Annotated in this window: 12 protein-coding genes; 7 read left to right on the top strand and 5 right to left on the bottom strand. The window is 70.4% G+C overall.

The window, feature by feature from the left end; genetic code table 11:
* Positions 1–63: 63 nt before the first annotated feature.
* Together OG303_RS12300 and OG303_RS12295 are read left to right on the top strand one after the other, a co-directional pair.
* Entirely contained in the window at positions 64–471 is a 408-nt protein-coding gene (locus tag OG303_RS12300) for a DUF6278 family protein (protein ID WP_405867783.1), read from the top strand.
* Between the two features lie 126 nt (positions 472–597).
* Complete coding sequence (locus tag OG303_RS12295; protein WP_405867781.1) at positions 598–1,341, top strand: amino acid ABC transporter ATP-binding protein; 744 nt, start codon at positions 598–600, stop codon at positions 1,339–1,341.
* Positions 1,342–1,377: 36 nt separating this feature from the next.
* On the opposite strand, the gene OG303_RS12290 is transcribed toward OG303_RS12295, so the two are convergent.
* Entirely contained in the window at positions 1,378–2,943 is a 1,566-nt protein-coding gene (locus OG303_RS12290; RefSeq protein ID WP_405867779.1) for a CocE/NonD family hydrolase, read from the bottom strand.
* A gap of 116 nt (positions 2,944–3,059) precedes the next feature.
* Positions 3,060–3,818: a hypothetical protein gene (locus OG303_RS12285; RefSeq protein ID WP_405867777.1), complete on the bottom strand. Its 759-nt coding sequence runs from the start codon at positions 3,816–3,818 to the stop codon at positions 3,060–3,062.
* A 120-nt stretch (positions 3,819–3,938) separates the two neighbouring features.
* Between OG303_RS12285 and ggt the strand changes: the two genes are divergently transcribed.
* A complete protein-coding gene (gene ggt, locus OG303_RS12280; protein ID WP_405867775.1) occupies positions 3,939–5,759 on the top strand; it encodes a gamma-glutamyltransferase in 1,821 nt (606 codons plus the stop codon).
* A 70-nt stretch (positions 5,760–5,829) separates the two neighbouring features.
* On the opposite strand, the gene OG303_RS12275 is transcribed toward ggt, so the two are convergent.
* The 3 genes from OG303_RS12275 to map form a co-directional block, all read right to left on the bottom strand.
* Positions 5,830–8,358, bottom strand: coding sequence for an ATP-dependent Clp protease ATP-binding subunit (locus OG303_RS12275; protein ID WP_405867773.1), 2,529 nt, complete (start codon positions 8,356–8,358; stop codon positions 5,830–5,832).
* An 89-nt stretch (positions 8,359–8,447) separates the two neighbouring features.
* Positions 8,448–10,229: an ABC transporter ATP-binding protein gene (locus OG303_RS12270; protein ID WP_405867771.1), complete on the bottom strand. Its 1,782-nt coding sequence runs from the start codon at positions 10,227–10,229 to the stop codon at positions 8,448–8,450.
* A gap of 432 nt (positions 10,230–10,661) precedes the next feature.
* Positions 10,662–11,438, bottom strand: coding sequence for a type I methionyl aminopeptidase (gene map, locus OG303_RS12265; RefSeq protein ID WP_405867769.1), 777 nt, complete (start codon positions 11,436–11,438; stop codon positions 10,662–10,664).
* A 32-nt stretch (positions 11,439–11,470) separates the two neighbouring features.
* On the opposite strand from map, the gene OG303_RS12260 reads away from it, so the two are divergent.
* The 4 genes from OG303_RS12260 to OG303_RS12245 all read left to right on the top strand — a co-directional run bounded on the left by OG303_RS12260 (position 11,471) and on the right by OG303_RS12245 (position 16,202).
* Complete coding sequence (locus OG303_RS12260) at positions 11,471–11,722, top strand: helix-turn-helix domain-containing protein (protein WP_405867767.1); 252 nt, start codon at positions 11,471–11,473, stop codon at positions 11,720–11,722.
* Positions 11,723–11,868: 146 nt separating this feature from the next.
* Positions 11,869–13,896, top strand: a complete 2,028-nt coding sequence (locus OG303_RS12255; RefSeq protein WP_405867765.1) for a hypothetical protein — start codon at positions 11,869–11,871, stop codon at positions 13,894–13,896.
* A 180-nt stretch (positions 13,897–14,076) separates the two neighbouring features.
* Positions 14,077–14,919, top strand: coding sequence for a nitrilase-related carbon-nitrogen hydrolase (locus OG303_RS12250; RefSeq protein WP_405867763.1), 843 nt, complete (start codon positions 14,077–14,079; stop codon positions 14,917–14,919).
* Positions 14,916–16,202, top strand: a complete 1,287-nt coding sequence (locus OG303_RS12245) for an aspartate aminotransferase family protein (RefSeq protein ID WP_405867761.1) — start codon at positions 14,916–14,918, stop codon at positions 16,200–16,202. The genes OG303_RS12250 and OG303_RS12245 overlap by 4 nt, the downstream gene beginning before the upstream one ends.

Raw genomic sequence — 16,202 nt, 5'->3', positions numbered from 1 at the left:
CCCGAAGTGACCGTCCGCGCGCGCCTGTGGTGCGCACGCCGGTGCGAATGACACGCTGGGTGTATGAAGATCCCTTTTCTGGGCCACCGGCATGAGAAGCACGGCATCCCCGACCCGGAGGGCATCGCCGAACTCCTCGCCGAGTGTGAACTGCTCCGCTCCCAGGCGTCCCAGGAGGGCGTCCAACTCGACGACTCCGCCGCCTCGTTGGAGGCGCTCGATCAACTGCTGCCCCGCTGGCGGGACGACGCCGAGGTGCTGCACTGGCTCGGCAACGACGCCGGCCTCTACCTGGGCACCGTCATTGTGCGTACCGTGCCCGGTGCCTCCTGGGAGATCTGGCCGAGCGGCCAGCCCGTCGTACGGCTCGCCTCCGGCCGTGAGTTCGACGTCGTGACCTCCGGGCACGAGTGGGCCTCCAGTGGGGTGCCCGAGCTCTCGCAGCTGTACGGCGAGGTCGCGGAGGCATGAGGTCAGGAACCTAAGATCGACGTAAATACGGCTAATGCCCGAAAGGTGCGTGTCGTGCGGTAAGTCCACTTCTGTCCGGATAGTTTTCGGCAACCACGACACAGCTGAGAGTGAGTAGGGCTGCGTATGGCCGTCGATCCGTTGATCGAGCTGCATGACGTCAACAAGTACTACGGGGAGTTGCATGTCCTGCAGGACATCGACCTCACCGTCGGCAAGGGGGAGGTGGTCGTGGTCATCGGCCCGTCCGGGTCGGGAAAGTCGACACTGTGCAGGGCGATCAACCGGCTGGAGACCATCCGTTCCGGCACGATCCTGCTCGACGGGCAGCCGCTGCCGGAGGAGGGCAAGGCCCTCGCGCGGCTCCGTGCCGATGTCGGCATGGTCTTCCAGTCGTTCAACCTGTTCGCCCACAAGACCGTCCTGCAGAACATCTCGCTGGGACAGATCAAGGTCCGCGGACGCAAGAGGGACGAGGCCGACCGGCGTTCACGCAGCCTCCTCGACCGCGTCGGACTCGCCGACCAGGCGGACAAGTTCCCGGCGCAGCTCTCCGGCGGCCAGCAGCAGCGCGTGGCCATCGCCCGCGCCCTCGCCATGGAGCCCAAAGCGCTCCTGTTCGACGAGCCCACCTCCGCCCTCGACCCAGAGATGATCAACGAGGTTCTCGAGGTGATGCGGCAACTGGCCCGCGACGGCATGACGATGGTCGTCGTCACCCATGAGATGGGCTTCGCCCGCTCCGCCGCGAACCGCGTCGTCTTCATGTCCGACGGCCGCATCATCGAGGACCGCGCCCCCGAAGAGTTCTTCACCGACCCGCGCAGCGAGCGAGCCAAAGACTTCCTGTCCAAGATCCTCAAGCACTGAGCCACAGAGCCATACCCGCCCGGCGGCAGCCGGAGATCACTGCTCGCGCAGCGGAATCGACACGTACGACGGGTCGTTCGCCGGCGAGGAGAAGGTCAGCTGAGCGCCGGACGGGTTGTGCTCGACGTAGAGCGGGTCGACCGTGTCGACGACCAGGGCGAGCCGGTGCCCTGCCGGGACGTCGTAGGCCGTGGAGAACAGATCCAGGTCGAGGCTGAACGGCTTTCCGGGCGTGCGCCCGTGGAAGGTGTACGGCGCGTTGCTGACCAGCTTGCCGAGGCCGAGCGGCCCCACGTCGTAGAGGTAGGCGACGAGGGTGCCGCTCTCCTTGGTCGGAGTGACCGTGGTGTGCAACTCGGCCGTGCCGCGGATCTGTTGGGCTGAGGCGTACTTCTCCGACTGCCATACGGCGGCCCAGCGGCGGGGGAGCAGGGGGATCGACGCGATCGGGGGAATCTTGGCCACCTGGTCGAGGATGCTGGACAGGAAGACGACGCCGCCGTCCGCCCCGGAGTCGACGTTCGTGTGGATCGTGGTCGAGCCGGCGAGGGCGATCTTCCGATCGGTCGCGGCGACCGACTTCCAGTCCGGATAGCCCTCGTAGCCGCCCGTGGAACGGGACTTGAGCTGGACCGGCTGTTCGCGGTCGATGCCGTTGTCCTCGCCCTTGAGGTAGTGGTCGAACCAGCGCCCGGTGTCGGTCCACACGTCGTTGGGCAGTCCGAACAGCCCGGTCAGCTCGGCGGTCGCGTGGTCGCCGGGGCGGAACTCGAGTCGCTTCGGGCCGGTCAACTTCTCGTAGAAGTCCGCGTACTGGTTGGGCGGGAAGATCGTGTCGCCCCAGGCGTTGGCCATCATGACCGCGGCGCCGTTCTTGTTCAGTTGGTCCACGTATGTAGCGGCCGAACGTTTCTTCCCCCAGTTGATGATGTCCTGTTCCCTGGACAGGTTGGAGGCGTAGAAGTCGTTGAAGATCTGCCGGACCTCGGGGTCCTGGCGGCCGGTGACCAGGCTCGCGCCGTCCAGCAGGGCCGCCGCCTGGACGTGCTGGGTACGGCCGGAGTAGATCGAGCCGATGAGGTCGGCCCAGCCGCTGAGGGCCGCGACCGCCTTGATGCGCTTGTCGTGCGCGGCGGCGATCAGACTGATGCCGGCGCCGTACGAGACGCCCGCCATGCCGATGTGCTTCGAGTCCGCCGGGGTGTTGGCGAGCGCCCAGTCGATGACCTTGGAGGCGTCGGCTATGTCGGGCGGCCCGGCCACTTCTATCTCACCGCCGGACTGCCAGAATCCGCGCACGTTGTAACTGACCACGACATAGCCGGAGTTGGCGAGTTTCTGCGCCTGGGCGAGATACTCGACCTGGGGCAGACCCCAGCTCGTGGGGAGCACGAGGAGCGGGTAGCGGTGCGTGTCGTCGGCGCCCGCGGGCGTGATGACGTTCGCCTTGAGGACGGTGCCGCCGTCGCCGGTGATGTCGACGAAGCGGACGGCGTCCGCCGCCTGTGCCGTGGGCGCGAGCCCAAGGATGCTGCCGGCGATCAGCGTCGCCGAAACGGCGCCCACGGCGGTTGTACGCAGGGCCTTGCGGTGGAGTCCCACGGGCCACTCCTCACTCGTGTAAGTGCAAAGTGACCAGACGGTAACCTCGGCGCCTTACCGGAAGTAACCCGTCGGTAAGTTACGTGCCAGTAACGATTGCTGGAATGTGTTGAAACTCAGGAGGAGCGGTGGGAGTTGCGCGGAGTCGCGGGCGCGGGCAGGGGTGTCTTTGCCTCCCGCGTCACTTCGGAGACCAGCTCCACCACATCCGGGCCGTACGCCTGTGAGTTGACGACCTTCAGCAGCAGGGCGAAGGAGTTGTTGCCGTGTTTGCGGGACAGTCGTTCGTGGTTGCGGGCGAGGTAGCGGGTGGCGGCCTGGTTGGTGATCGCGGTCTGGCCGCAGAAGAGGAAGACGGGACGGGCGTTCGGGCTCTGGTCGACCGTGAGCCGGGCGAGAAGCGCGTACTCCTCCCTGCCCACCTCCACGCGGTAGCGCTCCGTGCCGATCTGGAACGCACCGCGGTCCGGGCCGGGTTCGGCGTCGACGTTGACCCGCACTCCCGGGAGCATGGAGGCGAGGTGCGCCATCATGCGCCGGTTGGACGCCGGGCCGCCCACACAGAACTCGGTGCGCTCGCCGAAGCCCTGACGCGCCGCGTCGTGCGGGAGCACCTGGGCGTGGGCGTTGCAGTCCTTGATCAGGGCGGAGAGTTCGAGGAGCGCGAACACGTCGTACCGCATCACCGTCAACTCGGGCCCGCCGGCACCGCGGTTCACCACGAGCAGCGACTCCGAGTTGTCCGGCAGCCCGAAGAACGCCTGCTTGCGCCGCAGCTTCCGCTTCCACAAATAGGTGCGGGCCAGCCAGCCCAGCGCGGCACTGATGCCGGCCGCGGCCACGCCCAGCACGATGTTGCGCACGTCGTCATTCATGGGCGCGCATGGTAGCGGGCGAACGCAAACCCGTGTTCGAGCCGGCCTTCCCGTGGCATTCCTGACGTGGCCATGGTGATGGCATAGGCTGCGCGAACGGCCTGTTCACTGGAGGTACGGATGCGTCGCCCTGTCGCACGGAAACTGTCGGTCCTGGCGGTCTCGGCCGCCGTGGTGTCGGTGGGGGCGGCAGCGCCACCCGCCGCCCAGAGCAGTGCCGGTGCCACACCCGCGAAGGTCCCGGTCGCCGTCGGCTACGGCGGCGCGGTCGCGAGCGTCGACGCGGACGCCTCCGCCGCCGGCATCGAGGTCCTGAAGAAGGGCGGCAACGCGGTCGATGCGGCCGTCGCCACAGCGGCCGCTCTCGGCGTCACCGAGCCCTACTCCTCCGGCGTCGGCGGAGGCGGCTACTTCGTCTACTACAACGCCAAGTCCCGTACGGTGCACACCATCGACGGCCGCGAGACCGCACCGCTGACCGCGGACTCCAACCTGTTCGTGGAGAACGGTCAGCCGCTCGCCTTCGCCGACGCCGTCAGCAGCGGCCTGAGCGTCGGCACGCCCGGTACACCGGCCACCTGGCAGACGGCGCTCGACAACTGGGGCAGCAGGAGACTCGGCACGGTGCTGAAGCCCGCCGAGCGGATCGCCCGCGACGGCTTCACCGTGGACGACACCTTCCGCTCGCAGACCGCCTCGAACGAGACGCGCTTCCGCTACTTCCCGGACACGGCCAAGCTGTTCCTGCCGGGCGGACAGCTCCCGGCGGTCGGCTCCACCTTCAAGAACCCCGAACTCGCCCGCACTTACGAGGAGTTGGCGAAGAAGGGCGTCGGTGCGATCTACCACGGCGACCTCGGTAAGGACATCGTCCGCACCGTGAACAACCCGCCGGTGGAACCCGGTTCGGGCTGGAACGCGCGTCCGGGCAAGCTGTCCGCCAAGGATCTCGCGGTCTACCGCGCCAAGCTCCAGGCGCCCACGAAGACCTCGTACCGCGGTCTCGGCGTCTACTCCATCGCGCCCTCCTCCTCGGGCGGCACGACCGTCGGCGAGGCGCTCAACATCCTTGAGAAGACGGACCTTTCGAAGGCGAGCGAGGTCCAGTACCTGCACCACTACATCGAGGCCAGCCGCATCGCGTTCGCGGACCGCGGGCGCTGGGTCGGCGACCCCGCCTTCGAGGACGTACCGACGAAGGAACTGCTGTCGCAGAAGTACGCCGACTCGCGGGCGTGCCTGATCAAGGACGACGCGGTTCTCACCAGCCCGGTGGCGCCCGGTGATCCGCGCCATCCGGCGGCCTGCAACACGGGCGGCACGGCGGCCCCCACGACGTACGAGGGCGAGAACACCACTCACCTCACGGTCGCCGACAAGTGGGGGAACGTCGTCTCCTACACGCTCACCATCGAGCAGACCGGTGGCAGCGCGATCACCGTGCCCGGCCGCGGGTTCCTTCTCAACAACGAGCTGACGGACTTCTCCTTCACCCCGGCCAACCCGGCCGTGCACGACCCGAACCTGCCGGGTCCCGGCAAGCGGCCGCGGTCGTCGATCTCTCCGACGATCGTGCTCGACCGGCACAACAAGCCGGTGGTGGCGCTCGGTTCGCCCGGCGGAGCGACCATCATCACCACTGTCCTGCAGACGCTCACCGAGTTCCTGGACCGGGGGCTGCCGCTCGTCGACGCGATCGCCGCGCCGCGGGTCAGCCAGCGCAACGCGGCCAAGACGGAGATGGAACCGGCGCTCTACAACGACACTAGCGCGACGGGGTTGAGGGCGCAGTTGGAGGCCATCGGTCACTCGTTCTCGTTGAATCCGGAGATCGGTGCGGCGACCGGCGTGCAGCGGTTGCCTGACGGCAAGTGGTTGGCCGCCGCCGAGACCGTGCGGCGGGGTGGTGGGTCGGCGCAGGTGGTGTACCCGGCGCCGTAGTCGTCTGCGGGTGCGCGGGGGCTGGTCGCGCGCACGCGGCGGAGCCGCATATCGATACAGCCCCGCGCCCCTACAGGGGCGCCTTGTCCGAGCGGAAGGCCAGGCGGCCGTCTTCCTCATCCACCGTCACACCGGTGCCCTCTGTGATCGTGCCGTCGAGCAGCAGCCGGGACAGCTGGTTGTCGACCTCGCGCTGGATGGTGCGGCGCAGGGGGCGGGCGCCGTACTCGGGCTGGTAGCCGCGCTCGGCCAGCCAGTTGACGGCCGGTGCGGTGAACTCGACTGTGATGCCCTGCGCGTGCAGCAGGCGGCGGGTCTTCTCCAGCAACAGGTCGGTGATCCGGCGCAGTTGGTCGCCGGTGAGCTGACGGAAGACGACGACCTCGTCGATGCGGTTGAGGAACTCCGGCCGGAAGTGCTCGCGCAGCGGCCGCAGGATCTGCTCGCGCCGCGCCTCCTCGTCCGCGTCGGCACCGCCCGCCCCGAACCCGATTCCCCCGCCGCGCCGGGTGATCGCCTCGGAGCCGAGGTTGCTGGTCATCACGATGACCGTGTTGGTGAAGTCGACCGTGCGGCCCTGGGAGTCGGTCAGCCGTCCGTCGTCGAGCACCTGGAGCAGGATGTTGAAGACGTCCGGGTGTGCCTTCTCCACCTCGTCCAACAGCAGGAGCGAGTACGGGTGTCGCCTGACGACCTCGGTGAGCTGACCCGCCTCCTCGTGGCCGACATAGCCGGGCGGGGCGCCGACCAGGCGGCTGACGGTGTGCCGTTCCTGGTACTCGCTCATGTCCAGGCGGACCATGCGCTCCTCGCTGCCGAACAGGGCCTCGGCGAGGGTGCGGGCCAGCTCGGTCTTGCCGACGCCGGTCGGCCCGAGGAAGAGGAAGCTGCCGATCGGCCGGTCCGGGCTGGCGAGCCCGGCACGGGAGCGCATGACCGCCTCGGCGACCACGCTCACCGCCTCGTCCTGACCGACGATCCGCTCGTGGAGGTGCTCCTCCAGGCCCAGCAGGCGTTCCTTCTCCTCCTGGGTGAGGCTGCTGACCGGGATGCCGGTCTGCCGGGACACGACCTCGGCGATCGCCTCGGCGGTCACCTCCAGCTGCCCCTCGTCGGCCTCCTCGTCGCCGGTGGTGTCCGTGATCCGCTGATTCAACTCGGCGATGCGGTCGCGCAGTTGGGTCGCCCGCTCGTACTGCTCGTCCGCGACCGCCTGGTCCTTGTCACAGGTCAGCTGCCCGATCTCGCGTTCCAGAGTGCGTACGTCCGTGCCCTTGGTCCGCGCGCGCAGCCGTACCCGCGCAGCGGCCTGGTCGATCAGGTCGATGGCCTTGTCGGGCAGCCGGCGGTCGGTGAGATAGCGGTCGGACAGCTCCACGGCGGCCACCAGCGCCTCGTCGCTGTAACTGACCTGGTGGTGGGCCTCGTAGCGGTCGCGCAGCCCGCGCAGGATCTCGATGGTGTCGGGCACGGTCGGTTCGGGCACCAGGATCGGCTGGAAGCGGCGGGCCAGCGCCGCGTCCTTCTCGATCCGGCGGAACTCCTCCAGCGTGGTGGCCCCGACGATGTGCAGCTCGCCGCGGGCGAGGGCCGGCTTGAGGATGTTGCCGGCGTCCATCGTCCCGCCGCCCTCGCCGCCGCCACCGGCGCCGACGACGGTGTGCACCTCGTCGATGAAGACGATCAACTGGTCGGAGTGGGCGCGGATTTCACCGACGATGTTGTTCAGGCGTTCCTCGAAGTCACCGCGGTAACGGGTGCCCGCGACGACACCCGTCAGGTCGAGGGCGACGACCCGCCGCCCGATCAGCACGTCGGGTACGTCCCCGTCGGTGATCCGCTGCGCGAGCCCCTCCACGATGGCGGTCTTGCCGACGCCGGCGTCCCCGATGAGCACCGGGTTGTTCTTGCCGCGCCGCGACAGCACCTCGATGGTCTGCTCGATCTCCTCGTCGCGGCCGATCACCGGGTCGATACGTCCCTGCCGGGCCAGGTCGGTGAGATCGCGCCCGTACTTGTCGAGGGTGGGCGTGCCCGTGGCGCGGGACTGCTCGGTACGGCTCTGCGCGGTGTCCGGTGCCTCGGGCGGCAGCCCGGGGGGCGCGAAACGGGCCGAGTTGAGGATGTGTCCCGCGGCCGAGTCGGGGTTCGCGGCCAGGGCGCTGAGCACGTGCTCCGGGCCGATGTAGCCGTTGCCGCTCGCCCGCGCCAGGTCGTGGGCGTCGAGCAGGGCCCGCTTGACGGCGGGGGTGAGGGAGAGCGAGGTGGGCGGCGGCGCCTCCTCCGGCGTGTGCTGGGCGGGGCCGGAACGCTCGTCGATCTCCGACGCGAGCGAGTCGGGATCCGCGCCGGCCCGGCTCAGCAGACTCCGGGTCGGCTCGGCGGCCAGCGCGGCCCGCAGCAGATGCTGGGTGTCGAGGTCGCGGCTGCCGTGCTCGGCCGCGTACTGGGCGGCCCCGCGGACCAGTTCCCGGGCCGGCTGACTGAGCAGCCTCCCTATGTCGATCTGCCGGGGGCCCGTGCGCGGGCCCCCGAAGAAGCGGGCGAGGAATTCACCGAAGGGGTCGTAGCCCTCAGAGCCACTGAAGCCGCTGGTCATGGCCTTCCGTTCCGGCATCCCGACGGGCGGCCCGGGACGCGCTCGCTGATCGACGTGCTGGCCCACGCGGGTGCCCCAACAGGGCCCGGTCACACCACCTTCGCACGACCGCCGGAAGGGGGCACGTCCAGGAACTCGGGCAGTTGTCCCACGGACAGGACGACGTCGGCCTGAGCAGCCAGTCGGGGGTCGTGCGTGATGAGGAACGTGGTGCGGGACGCCATGAGGCGGCGCAGCGGATCCATCACCCGTCGGGCGGATTCGCCGTCCAGGCCCGTCGTCGGCTCGTCCAGCACGAGGACGGGGGTGTCGCGGACGAGCGCCCGTGCGATGGCCACCCGGCGGCGCTGTCCGCCCGACAGCTGCCGTCCCCCGGGTCCCACGGCGGAGTCGTAGCCGTGGGGCAGATGGCGGGCGAATCCGTCCACGTCGGCGGCCGCTGCCGCGGCGAGGATGCGGCGCTCGTCGGCGCCGGGGCGGCCGTAGGCGATGTTCTCGCGGATCGTGCCGTCCAGCAGCATGGGGTCCTGCGGCACCAGCGTGATCATCTCGCGGAGCCTGCGCAGCGGGATCCCGGCGATGTCCCGGCCGTCCAGGAGGATCCGGCCCTCGGTCGGGTCGTAGAAGCGCAGCAGCAGTTTGGCCAGCGTGGACTTGCCCGCCCCGCTGGGACCGGCGACGAGGACCAGCCGGCCGGGGTACGCGGTGAAGTCGAGGCCGTCGACGATCCGCCGGTTGCCGCCGGGGTAGGTGAAGCCGACGTTGTCCAGGGTCACCACGCCCGGCCCGCCGGCGTGCGGCGGCGCCGTGGCGGTGTCGGCGCGCGGCGCGGCGCGGCTTACGGCAGGGCGGGTGTCGAGCACCTCGAAGAGCCGTTCGCAGGCCGCCGTGGCGGAGGAGACGCTCACGGCGAGTGAGCCGAGGGACTGCACCTGCGGGTAGAGGTAGCCGAGGTAGGCGGCGAAGGCCAGCAGTCCGCCCACGGTCAGCCGTCCCTCCGCGATCTCCCAGGCGCCCGCCCCGACCACGGCCAGGACGGTCACCGACTCGACGACGTTGGCCAGCGGCTGGTAGGCGTTGGCCAGCCGGGCGCGGTCCAGGCTGCTGCGCATCCGGGCGGCGCCCCGCCGGTGCACCCGCAGGCTTTCGGTCTCCTGCCGGTTGTAGGCCTGCACCACGGGCATGTTCATGAGGTTCTCGTCGAGCGCGTCGACCAGCTCGCCGTACCGGTCGCGCTCCGTACGGGACAGCGCCCTGATCGGGCGGGACAGGCGGCGCGTGGCCAGCCACAGCACCGGGGTCGCGGCGAAGGTCAGCAGGGCCAGCTCCCAGCGCAGCCACAGCGCGGCGCCCGCGAAGAAGACCAGGCTGACGGCGGTGTTGAGCAACTGCAGCGGGCCCGAGGCGACCACGTGCTCCGCCTCGTCGATGTCACCGGTGAACCGGGCCAGCAGGTCACCGGGCGGGTTGTTCTCGTAGTAGTGCGGGGGCAGCCGCTGCGCGTGCTGGAACACCTCGTCGCGGCAGCGCAGCCGGAAGCCCTCCTCGGCGCGGCTGGTCAGCTGATGGGCCGCGAACGTCACGGCCGCACCCAGCAGAGCCACCGCGAACCACCATCCCGCGGGTTTCCAGAATTTCGCCGGCTCGGCCGAGGTGAGAACCGTGTCGGTCAAATAGGAGAACACCTGAATTGCCGCCGTATCGCATCCGACGGATATCGTCTGACACAATACAGCGGTCCAGAGATGAACTCTTTCCGGCCGGGTGAGCGGCCACAGTCGCCGAAATGCGGTGGCCGGTGAGATCTTCGCGTGCCGCCGGATCCGGAATCCGGCCGGACTCAGCAGTGAGCTGAGGACACTGTGGTGCACGTCCCGCCTTCCCCTCCGCGTCCGCTGCCTGTCCCGCCTGCCCCGGAGCGCGGACCGGCGAAGGCGGGCACCCTTCGCTCGGCCCGCGCCACACGGGAAGTTGCCGCGTCACGCGACCGGAGTCGGCGCGATCGGCGTCAGCGCGGACTAACGTCCGGCGGCATTCGGCCGTGGCGGGCGCGGGCCCTGCGGGGGCGGCGGAGGCGGAACGGGCCGCCGCCGCGGAGGCCGGGGGACGGGTACTCGCATGCGCACGATTTCCATCTGAAACTCCTTCGCTGATTTCCGGCGGCTATTTCTCCGCCCGTCTCGGATGTGTATACGGGCGGCGCGCGGCGGCTGCTCAGCGGTCCGGACAATTCATGGGGTGACGCACAGGCGGGCATGCCGTTTTAAGAAATACTCAAGAGCGAGCTGTGGCAATGCTTTGAATTACCCGTCGGATCGCTCGGTGAGGATGCGCGGACCGGCGTCCGTGATCGCCACCGTGTGCTCCACGTGGGCCGCGCGTGACCCGTCGTTCGTGCGCAGGGTCCAGCCGTCCGCTGCCGCGTGATAGTCGTCCCGGCCGCTCGCGATGAGCATGGGCTCGATGGCGATGGCCATGCCATGGCGTAGGGGAAGGCCGCGCCTCGGACGGCCCTCGTTCGGGACGCCCGGGTCCTCGTGCATACGGCGCCCGATGCCATGTCCTCCGAAACCCTCGGGGATGCCGTACCCCGCCGATCGGCACACCGTGCCGATCGCGTGGGCGATGTCGCCGATGCGGTTGCCGACCACCGCGGCCTCGATGGCTGCCGCCAGTGCGCGCTCCGCCGTCTCGATCAGTCGTACGTCGGCCGGGCGCGGCTCGCCCACGACGAAGCTGATCGCCGAGTCGCCGACCCAGCCGGCCAGTTCGGCGCCGCAGTCGAGGGAGACCAGATCGCCGTCGCGCAGCCGGTGGCCGGTCGGGATGCCGTGCACGATCGCGTCGTTCACGGAGGTGCAGATGACGGCCGGGAAGGGGACCGGGGCGAAGGAGGGGCGGTAGCCGAGGAAGGGGGAGGTCGCCCCCGCCGCGCGCAGCACCCCGCGTGCGACCTCGTCCAGCTCCAGCAGGGAAACTCCCACGTCAGCGGCCTGTCGTGCGGCCGTCAGGGCCTGTCCGACGACCTGCCCGGCCGCGTACATGGCGTCGATCGATGTGTCTGTCTTCAGCTCCACCATGCCAATTACTATACCGGTATTAGAATGACGGCATGGTGCGCACCCCTCTCACTCCCGAAGAACGCGAACGCGGCGAACGGCTCGGGCGGCTGCTCCGCACGGCCCGTGGCGGCCGCAGCATGACGGACGTCGCTGCGGACGCCGGCATCTCCGCCGAGACCCTGCGGAAGATCGAGACCGGCCGGGCCCCGACGCCGGCCTTCTTCACGGTCGCCGCGCTGGCCCGGGCCCTCGGCCTGTCGATGGACGAGATCGCCGGCGCCTGCGCGCCGCTTGCGGTGTGAGTCCCGACGGGCGGTCCCCGCGCACGTCACGTTCCGGCACGGAGGGCGTACTCTGCGGCCAGTCGGAAAACTTCTCGTAGCGCTCCTGTAACACGGCTCGTGTTGTCTTACGGACCGGAGTGCTCCGGTCTGGCGGGAGTTGGGCAATGGCTGTGGATCAACTCCCGGGCCGGATGCGGGAGTTCGTGAACTACCTGAACGACCTGCTGGCGCGCCTGGATCAGGGCGTCGGCTGGTGCGCGGTGTTCTGGCAGCGCGACCCCGACGGCATGCGGGCCTGTCTCGAAGGGCGCGAAGTGCCGCCCTGGGACGTGGTGGAGGCGGTTCTGCAGGATCTCGCCGCCCAGTACGGACCGGGTGTCGCGGCCCAGGAGAAGGAACGGGCCCGCGCGCTGCACGCTGCCGCGCTCACCGCGTACGACGCCCGGCCCGGCGGCCGGGAGGCCCTCGGCGACCGGCTCGACGTCATGCTCCGCGAGCAGCGCTATGCCGCCGAACGCCAGGCGGAACTGAGCCACTTGCTCGCCTCCGCCGCCACCCAGCAGGAGGCCGACGCCCACCGCCTCGACCTCGCCTGGGCCCGCGACGACCACGAACGGGCCACCGCCCGGTGCGCGGAACTCCGTTCCCGGATGGCCGAGCTGGACCACCACGAGACGGGCGCCCAGGCAGCGGCGATCCGCCGCGGGCCCGCCGGGGAAGGCGCCGTGTTCCGCATCGACAGGAACTTCCCACCGGCCGAAACGCACGCGGGCGGCCGGGAAACCCACGGTTCCGGCTTCCCGCAGCAGCGCGACTCGTACGCGTACGACCGCGGCAGCGAAGACGGGCGTCGGCCCCTGTATGAGGCCGATCCCGCAGGCGAGCCGCGCGATCCGTACGGCCGTGCCCCTGCGGGGACGCGGCAGGGCTCGGCCGGCCCCGGTTCCGCGGGGATGCGGAGCGGCTCGTATGCCCCTGGCGGCGCAGACGGGCAGCGGCCCCTGTACGAGGCCGATGCCGCAGGCGAGTCGCACGACGTGTACGGCCGCGTCCCTGCGGGGACGCGACAAGGCTCGCCCGGTCCCGGTCCGGGCCCCGGTTCTGGTTCCGCAGGGATGCGGGATGGCTCGTATGCCCCCGAGTCCGCGGCCGCGCAGCGGGGCCCCTACGAGGTCGATGCCGCAGGCGAGTCGCACGACCCGTACGGCCGCAGCCCTGCCGGGACGCAGAGCGGGCTCTACGACTCCGAGTCCGGCGACGGGCAGTGGGGGTACGAGACCGGCGCGCGGCAGCACCGCGCGCCGTTCGAGGCCGCGAACCCGGGCGGGGCGATGCGCCCTGCCTCGTACGACGTCGGCTTCCCGAGCCCGCCCCGGCAGGGCGACGCGCACGGCACGAGTCCCGGGCTCGCCCCGCACTCCGCTCCGGAAGCGTCCGCCCCGGAGCAAACCGCCCCCGCCCCCAAGCAGCGCAAGCGCCGCCGAGGCAGTGCCCGCTTCGCCGGTATGGCCGAGGAGGAGGCCGCCCCGGTCGTGGCGCCGACCGCCGCACCCACCCTGCCCGCTCCGGAAGTGACCGGTCGTACCCCGCGCGGAGCCCGGTTCGCCGGAGCCGCCGAGGTCCCTGCGCAGTCCCGGCAGGTGAAGGAAGAGCCCTTGGACTCGGACGGGGCGCGGGCGGTCGTCGGGGCCGTCGAGGGGCTGGTGCGGCTGCGTGCCGAGGGGCGGAGCGGTGAGGCGCACGCCCTGCTCGTCGAGGCCGCCCACTGGCCCGCCGCCCGTTTCCCGCTGCTCGCCGCCGAACTGCAGCGCGCCGGGCTCGGCGCCGACTGGGCGACCCTCCTGTGGGAGGCCGCCTCGCTGCCCGCCGACAAGCTCGTGGCCGCCGCGGACGCGCTGGTCGCGGCCGGGCGCGGGCCCGACGGGGAGAAGATCCTGCGGCAGGGTGTCGCACGGCCCGCCACCGAGATAGGGCAGGCCGTGCTGGGGCTGACCGGCGAGGGGCGCCGCCGCGAGGTGCGCGCGCTGCTCGACGCGTACGTCCGCGTCCGCACCCCCGAGGAGGCGGCCCGCAGCGCCGAGCCCGACCCCCAGACCCTCGTACCGCTCCTGCTGGAGGCCGCACAGGGCGTCTCCGAAGAGCGACACTGGGACCTGGTGCACGCCCTCCGGGTCGCCGGATTCGCCGCCTGACACACCCCGGACCACTCCTCCCACCGGCCCCTCCGCTCACCCACCGGAGTGCGAAACGTGATCGACTCCGCGGGTTAACGGCGATGGTCTTGGCAAGGCTCTCCCGGAGGCTTACGTTCATCCCTCTACGGCCTCATCTACGGGCGTAGAGGCTCTGACGTCCCGCCGAAGGAGCAGCTCATGGCCAACGTCGTACGTGCCGCTCTGGTCCAGGCCACCTGGACCGGCGACACCGAGTCCATGGTGGCGAAACACGTGGAGCACGCCCGCGAGGCGGCCCGCCAGGGTGCCAAGGTCATCGGATTCCAGGAAGTCTTCAACGCCCCCTACTTCTGTCAGGTCCAGGAACCGGAGCACTACCGCTGGGCCGAGCCGGTGCCCGAAGGGCCGACCGTGAGTCGTATGCAGGAGCTCGCGCGCGAAACCGGCATGGTGATCGTCGTGCCGGTCTTCGAGGTCGAGCAGTCCGGCTTCTACTACAACACCGCGGCCGTGATCGACGCCGACGGCACCTTCCTCGGCAAGTACCGCAAGCACCACATCCCGCAGGTCAAGGGCTTCTGGGAGAAGTACTACTTCAAGCCCGGCAACGTCGGCTGGCCCGTGTTCGACACGGCCGTCGGGAAGGTCGGCGTCTACATCTGCTACGACCGTCACTTCCCGGAGGGCTGGCGTCAACTCGGGCTCAACGGCGCCCAGTTGGTGTACAACCCGTCGGCCACCTCGCGTGGCCTGTCCGCCCACCTCTGGCAGCTGGAGCAGCCCGCCGCCGCCGTCGCCAACGAGTACTTCATCGCCGCGATCAACCGGGTCGGTCAGGAGGAGTACGGCGAGAACGACTTCTACGGGACGTCGTACTTCGTCGACCCGCGCGGGCAGTTCGTCGGCGAGACCGCCAGCGACAAGGCCGAGGAACTCGTCGTCCGCGACCTCGACTTCGACCTGATCGAGGAAGTACGGCAGCAGTGGGCGTTCTACCGCGACCGACGGCCCGACGCCTACGAGGGGCTGGTGCAGCCGTGAACGACCTGTACGCACGCCACCGTTCGGTCCTGCCCGACTGGCTCGCCCTCTACTACGAGGACCCGCTCGAGATCACGCACGGCGAGGGCCGCTACGTCTGGGACGCCGAGGGCAACAAGTACCTCGACTTCTTCGGCGGCATCCTGACGACGATGACCGCGCACGCCCTGCCCGAGATCACCAAGGCGGTCAGCGAGCAGGCCGGGCGGATCATCCACTCCTCGACCCTCTACCTCAACCGGCCGATGGTCGAACTGGCCGAGCGCATCGCCCAGTTGAGCGGCATCCCGGACGCCCGCGTCTTCTTCACGACCTCCGGCACCGAGGCCAACGACACCGCCCTGCTGCTCGCCACCACCCACCGGCGCAGCAACACGATCCTGGCGATGCGCAACAGCTACCACGGCCGTTCCTTCAGCGCGGTCGGCATCACCGGAAACCGCGGCTGGTCGCCCACCTCGCTGTCACCGCTCCAGACTATGTACGTCCACGGAGGCGTCCGCACGCGCGGCCCGTACGCCTCCCTGAGCGACGCCGACTTCATCGCGGCCTGCGTCGACGACCTCAAGGACCTGCTCGGCCACACGCGCCCGCCCGCGGCCCTGATCGCCGAGCCCATCCAGGGCGTCGGCGGCTTCACCTCCCCGCCCGACGGCCTGTACGCGGCCTTCCGCGACGTCCTCGCCGAGCGCGGCATCCTCTGGATCGCCGACGAGGTGCAGACGGGCTGGGGCCGTACCGGCGACCACTTCTGGGGCTGGCAGGCACACGACCGCAGCGGCCCGCCGGACATCCTCACCTTCGCCAAGGGCATCGGCAACGGCACGTCCATCGGCGGGGTCGTCGCCCGCGCCGAGATCATGAACTGCCTCGATTCCAACAGCATTTCGACCTTCGGCGGCACCCAGATCACCATGGCCGCCGGCCTCGCCAACCTCACGTACCTGCTGGAACACGACCTCCAGGGCAACGCCCGGCGCGTCGGCGGACTGCTCATCGAGCGGCTGCGGGCCGTCGCGGCGCAGGTTCCGCACGTACGGGAGGTGCGCGGCCGCGGGCTGATGCTCGGCGTCGAGCTGGTCAAGCCCGGTACGGACGAGGCCGATCCGGACGCCGCGTCCGCCGTGCTCGAAGCGGCCCGCGAAGGCGGACTGCTCATCGGCAAGGGCGGCGGCCACAACACCAGCGCCCTGCGCGTCGCCCCACCCCTGTCCCTCACGGTCGCCGAGGCCGAGGAGGGCGCCGCGATCCTCGAACGCGCTCTGAGGAGCCTGACGCAGTAG

It is taken from the genome of Streptomyces sp. NBC_00005, assembly GCF_045160215.1.
In the GTDB taxonomy this organism is placed as follows: Bacteria; Actinomycetota; Actinomycetes; order Streptomycetales; family Streptomycetaceae; genus Streptomyces.
This window is presented reverse-complemented; position numbering and strand designations above follow the sequence as displayed.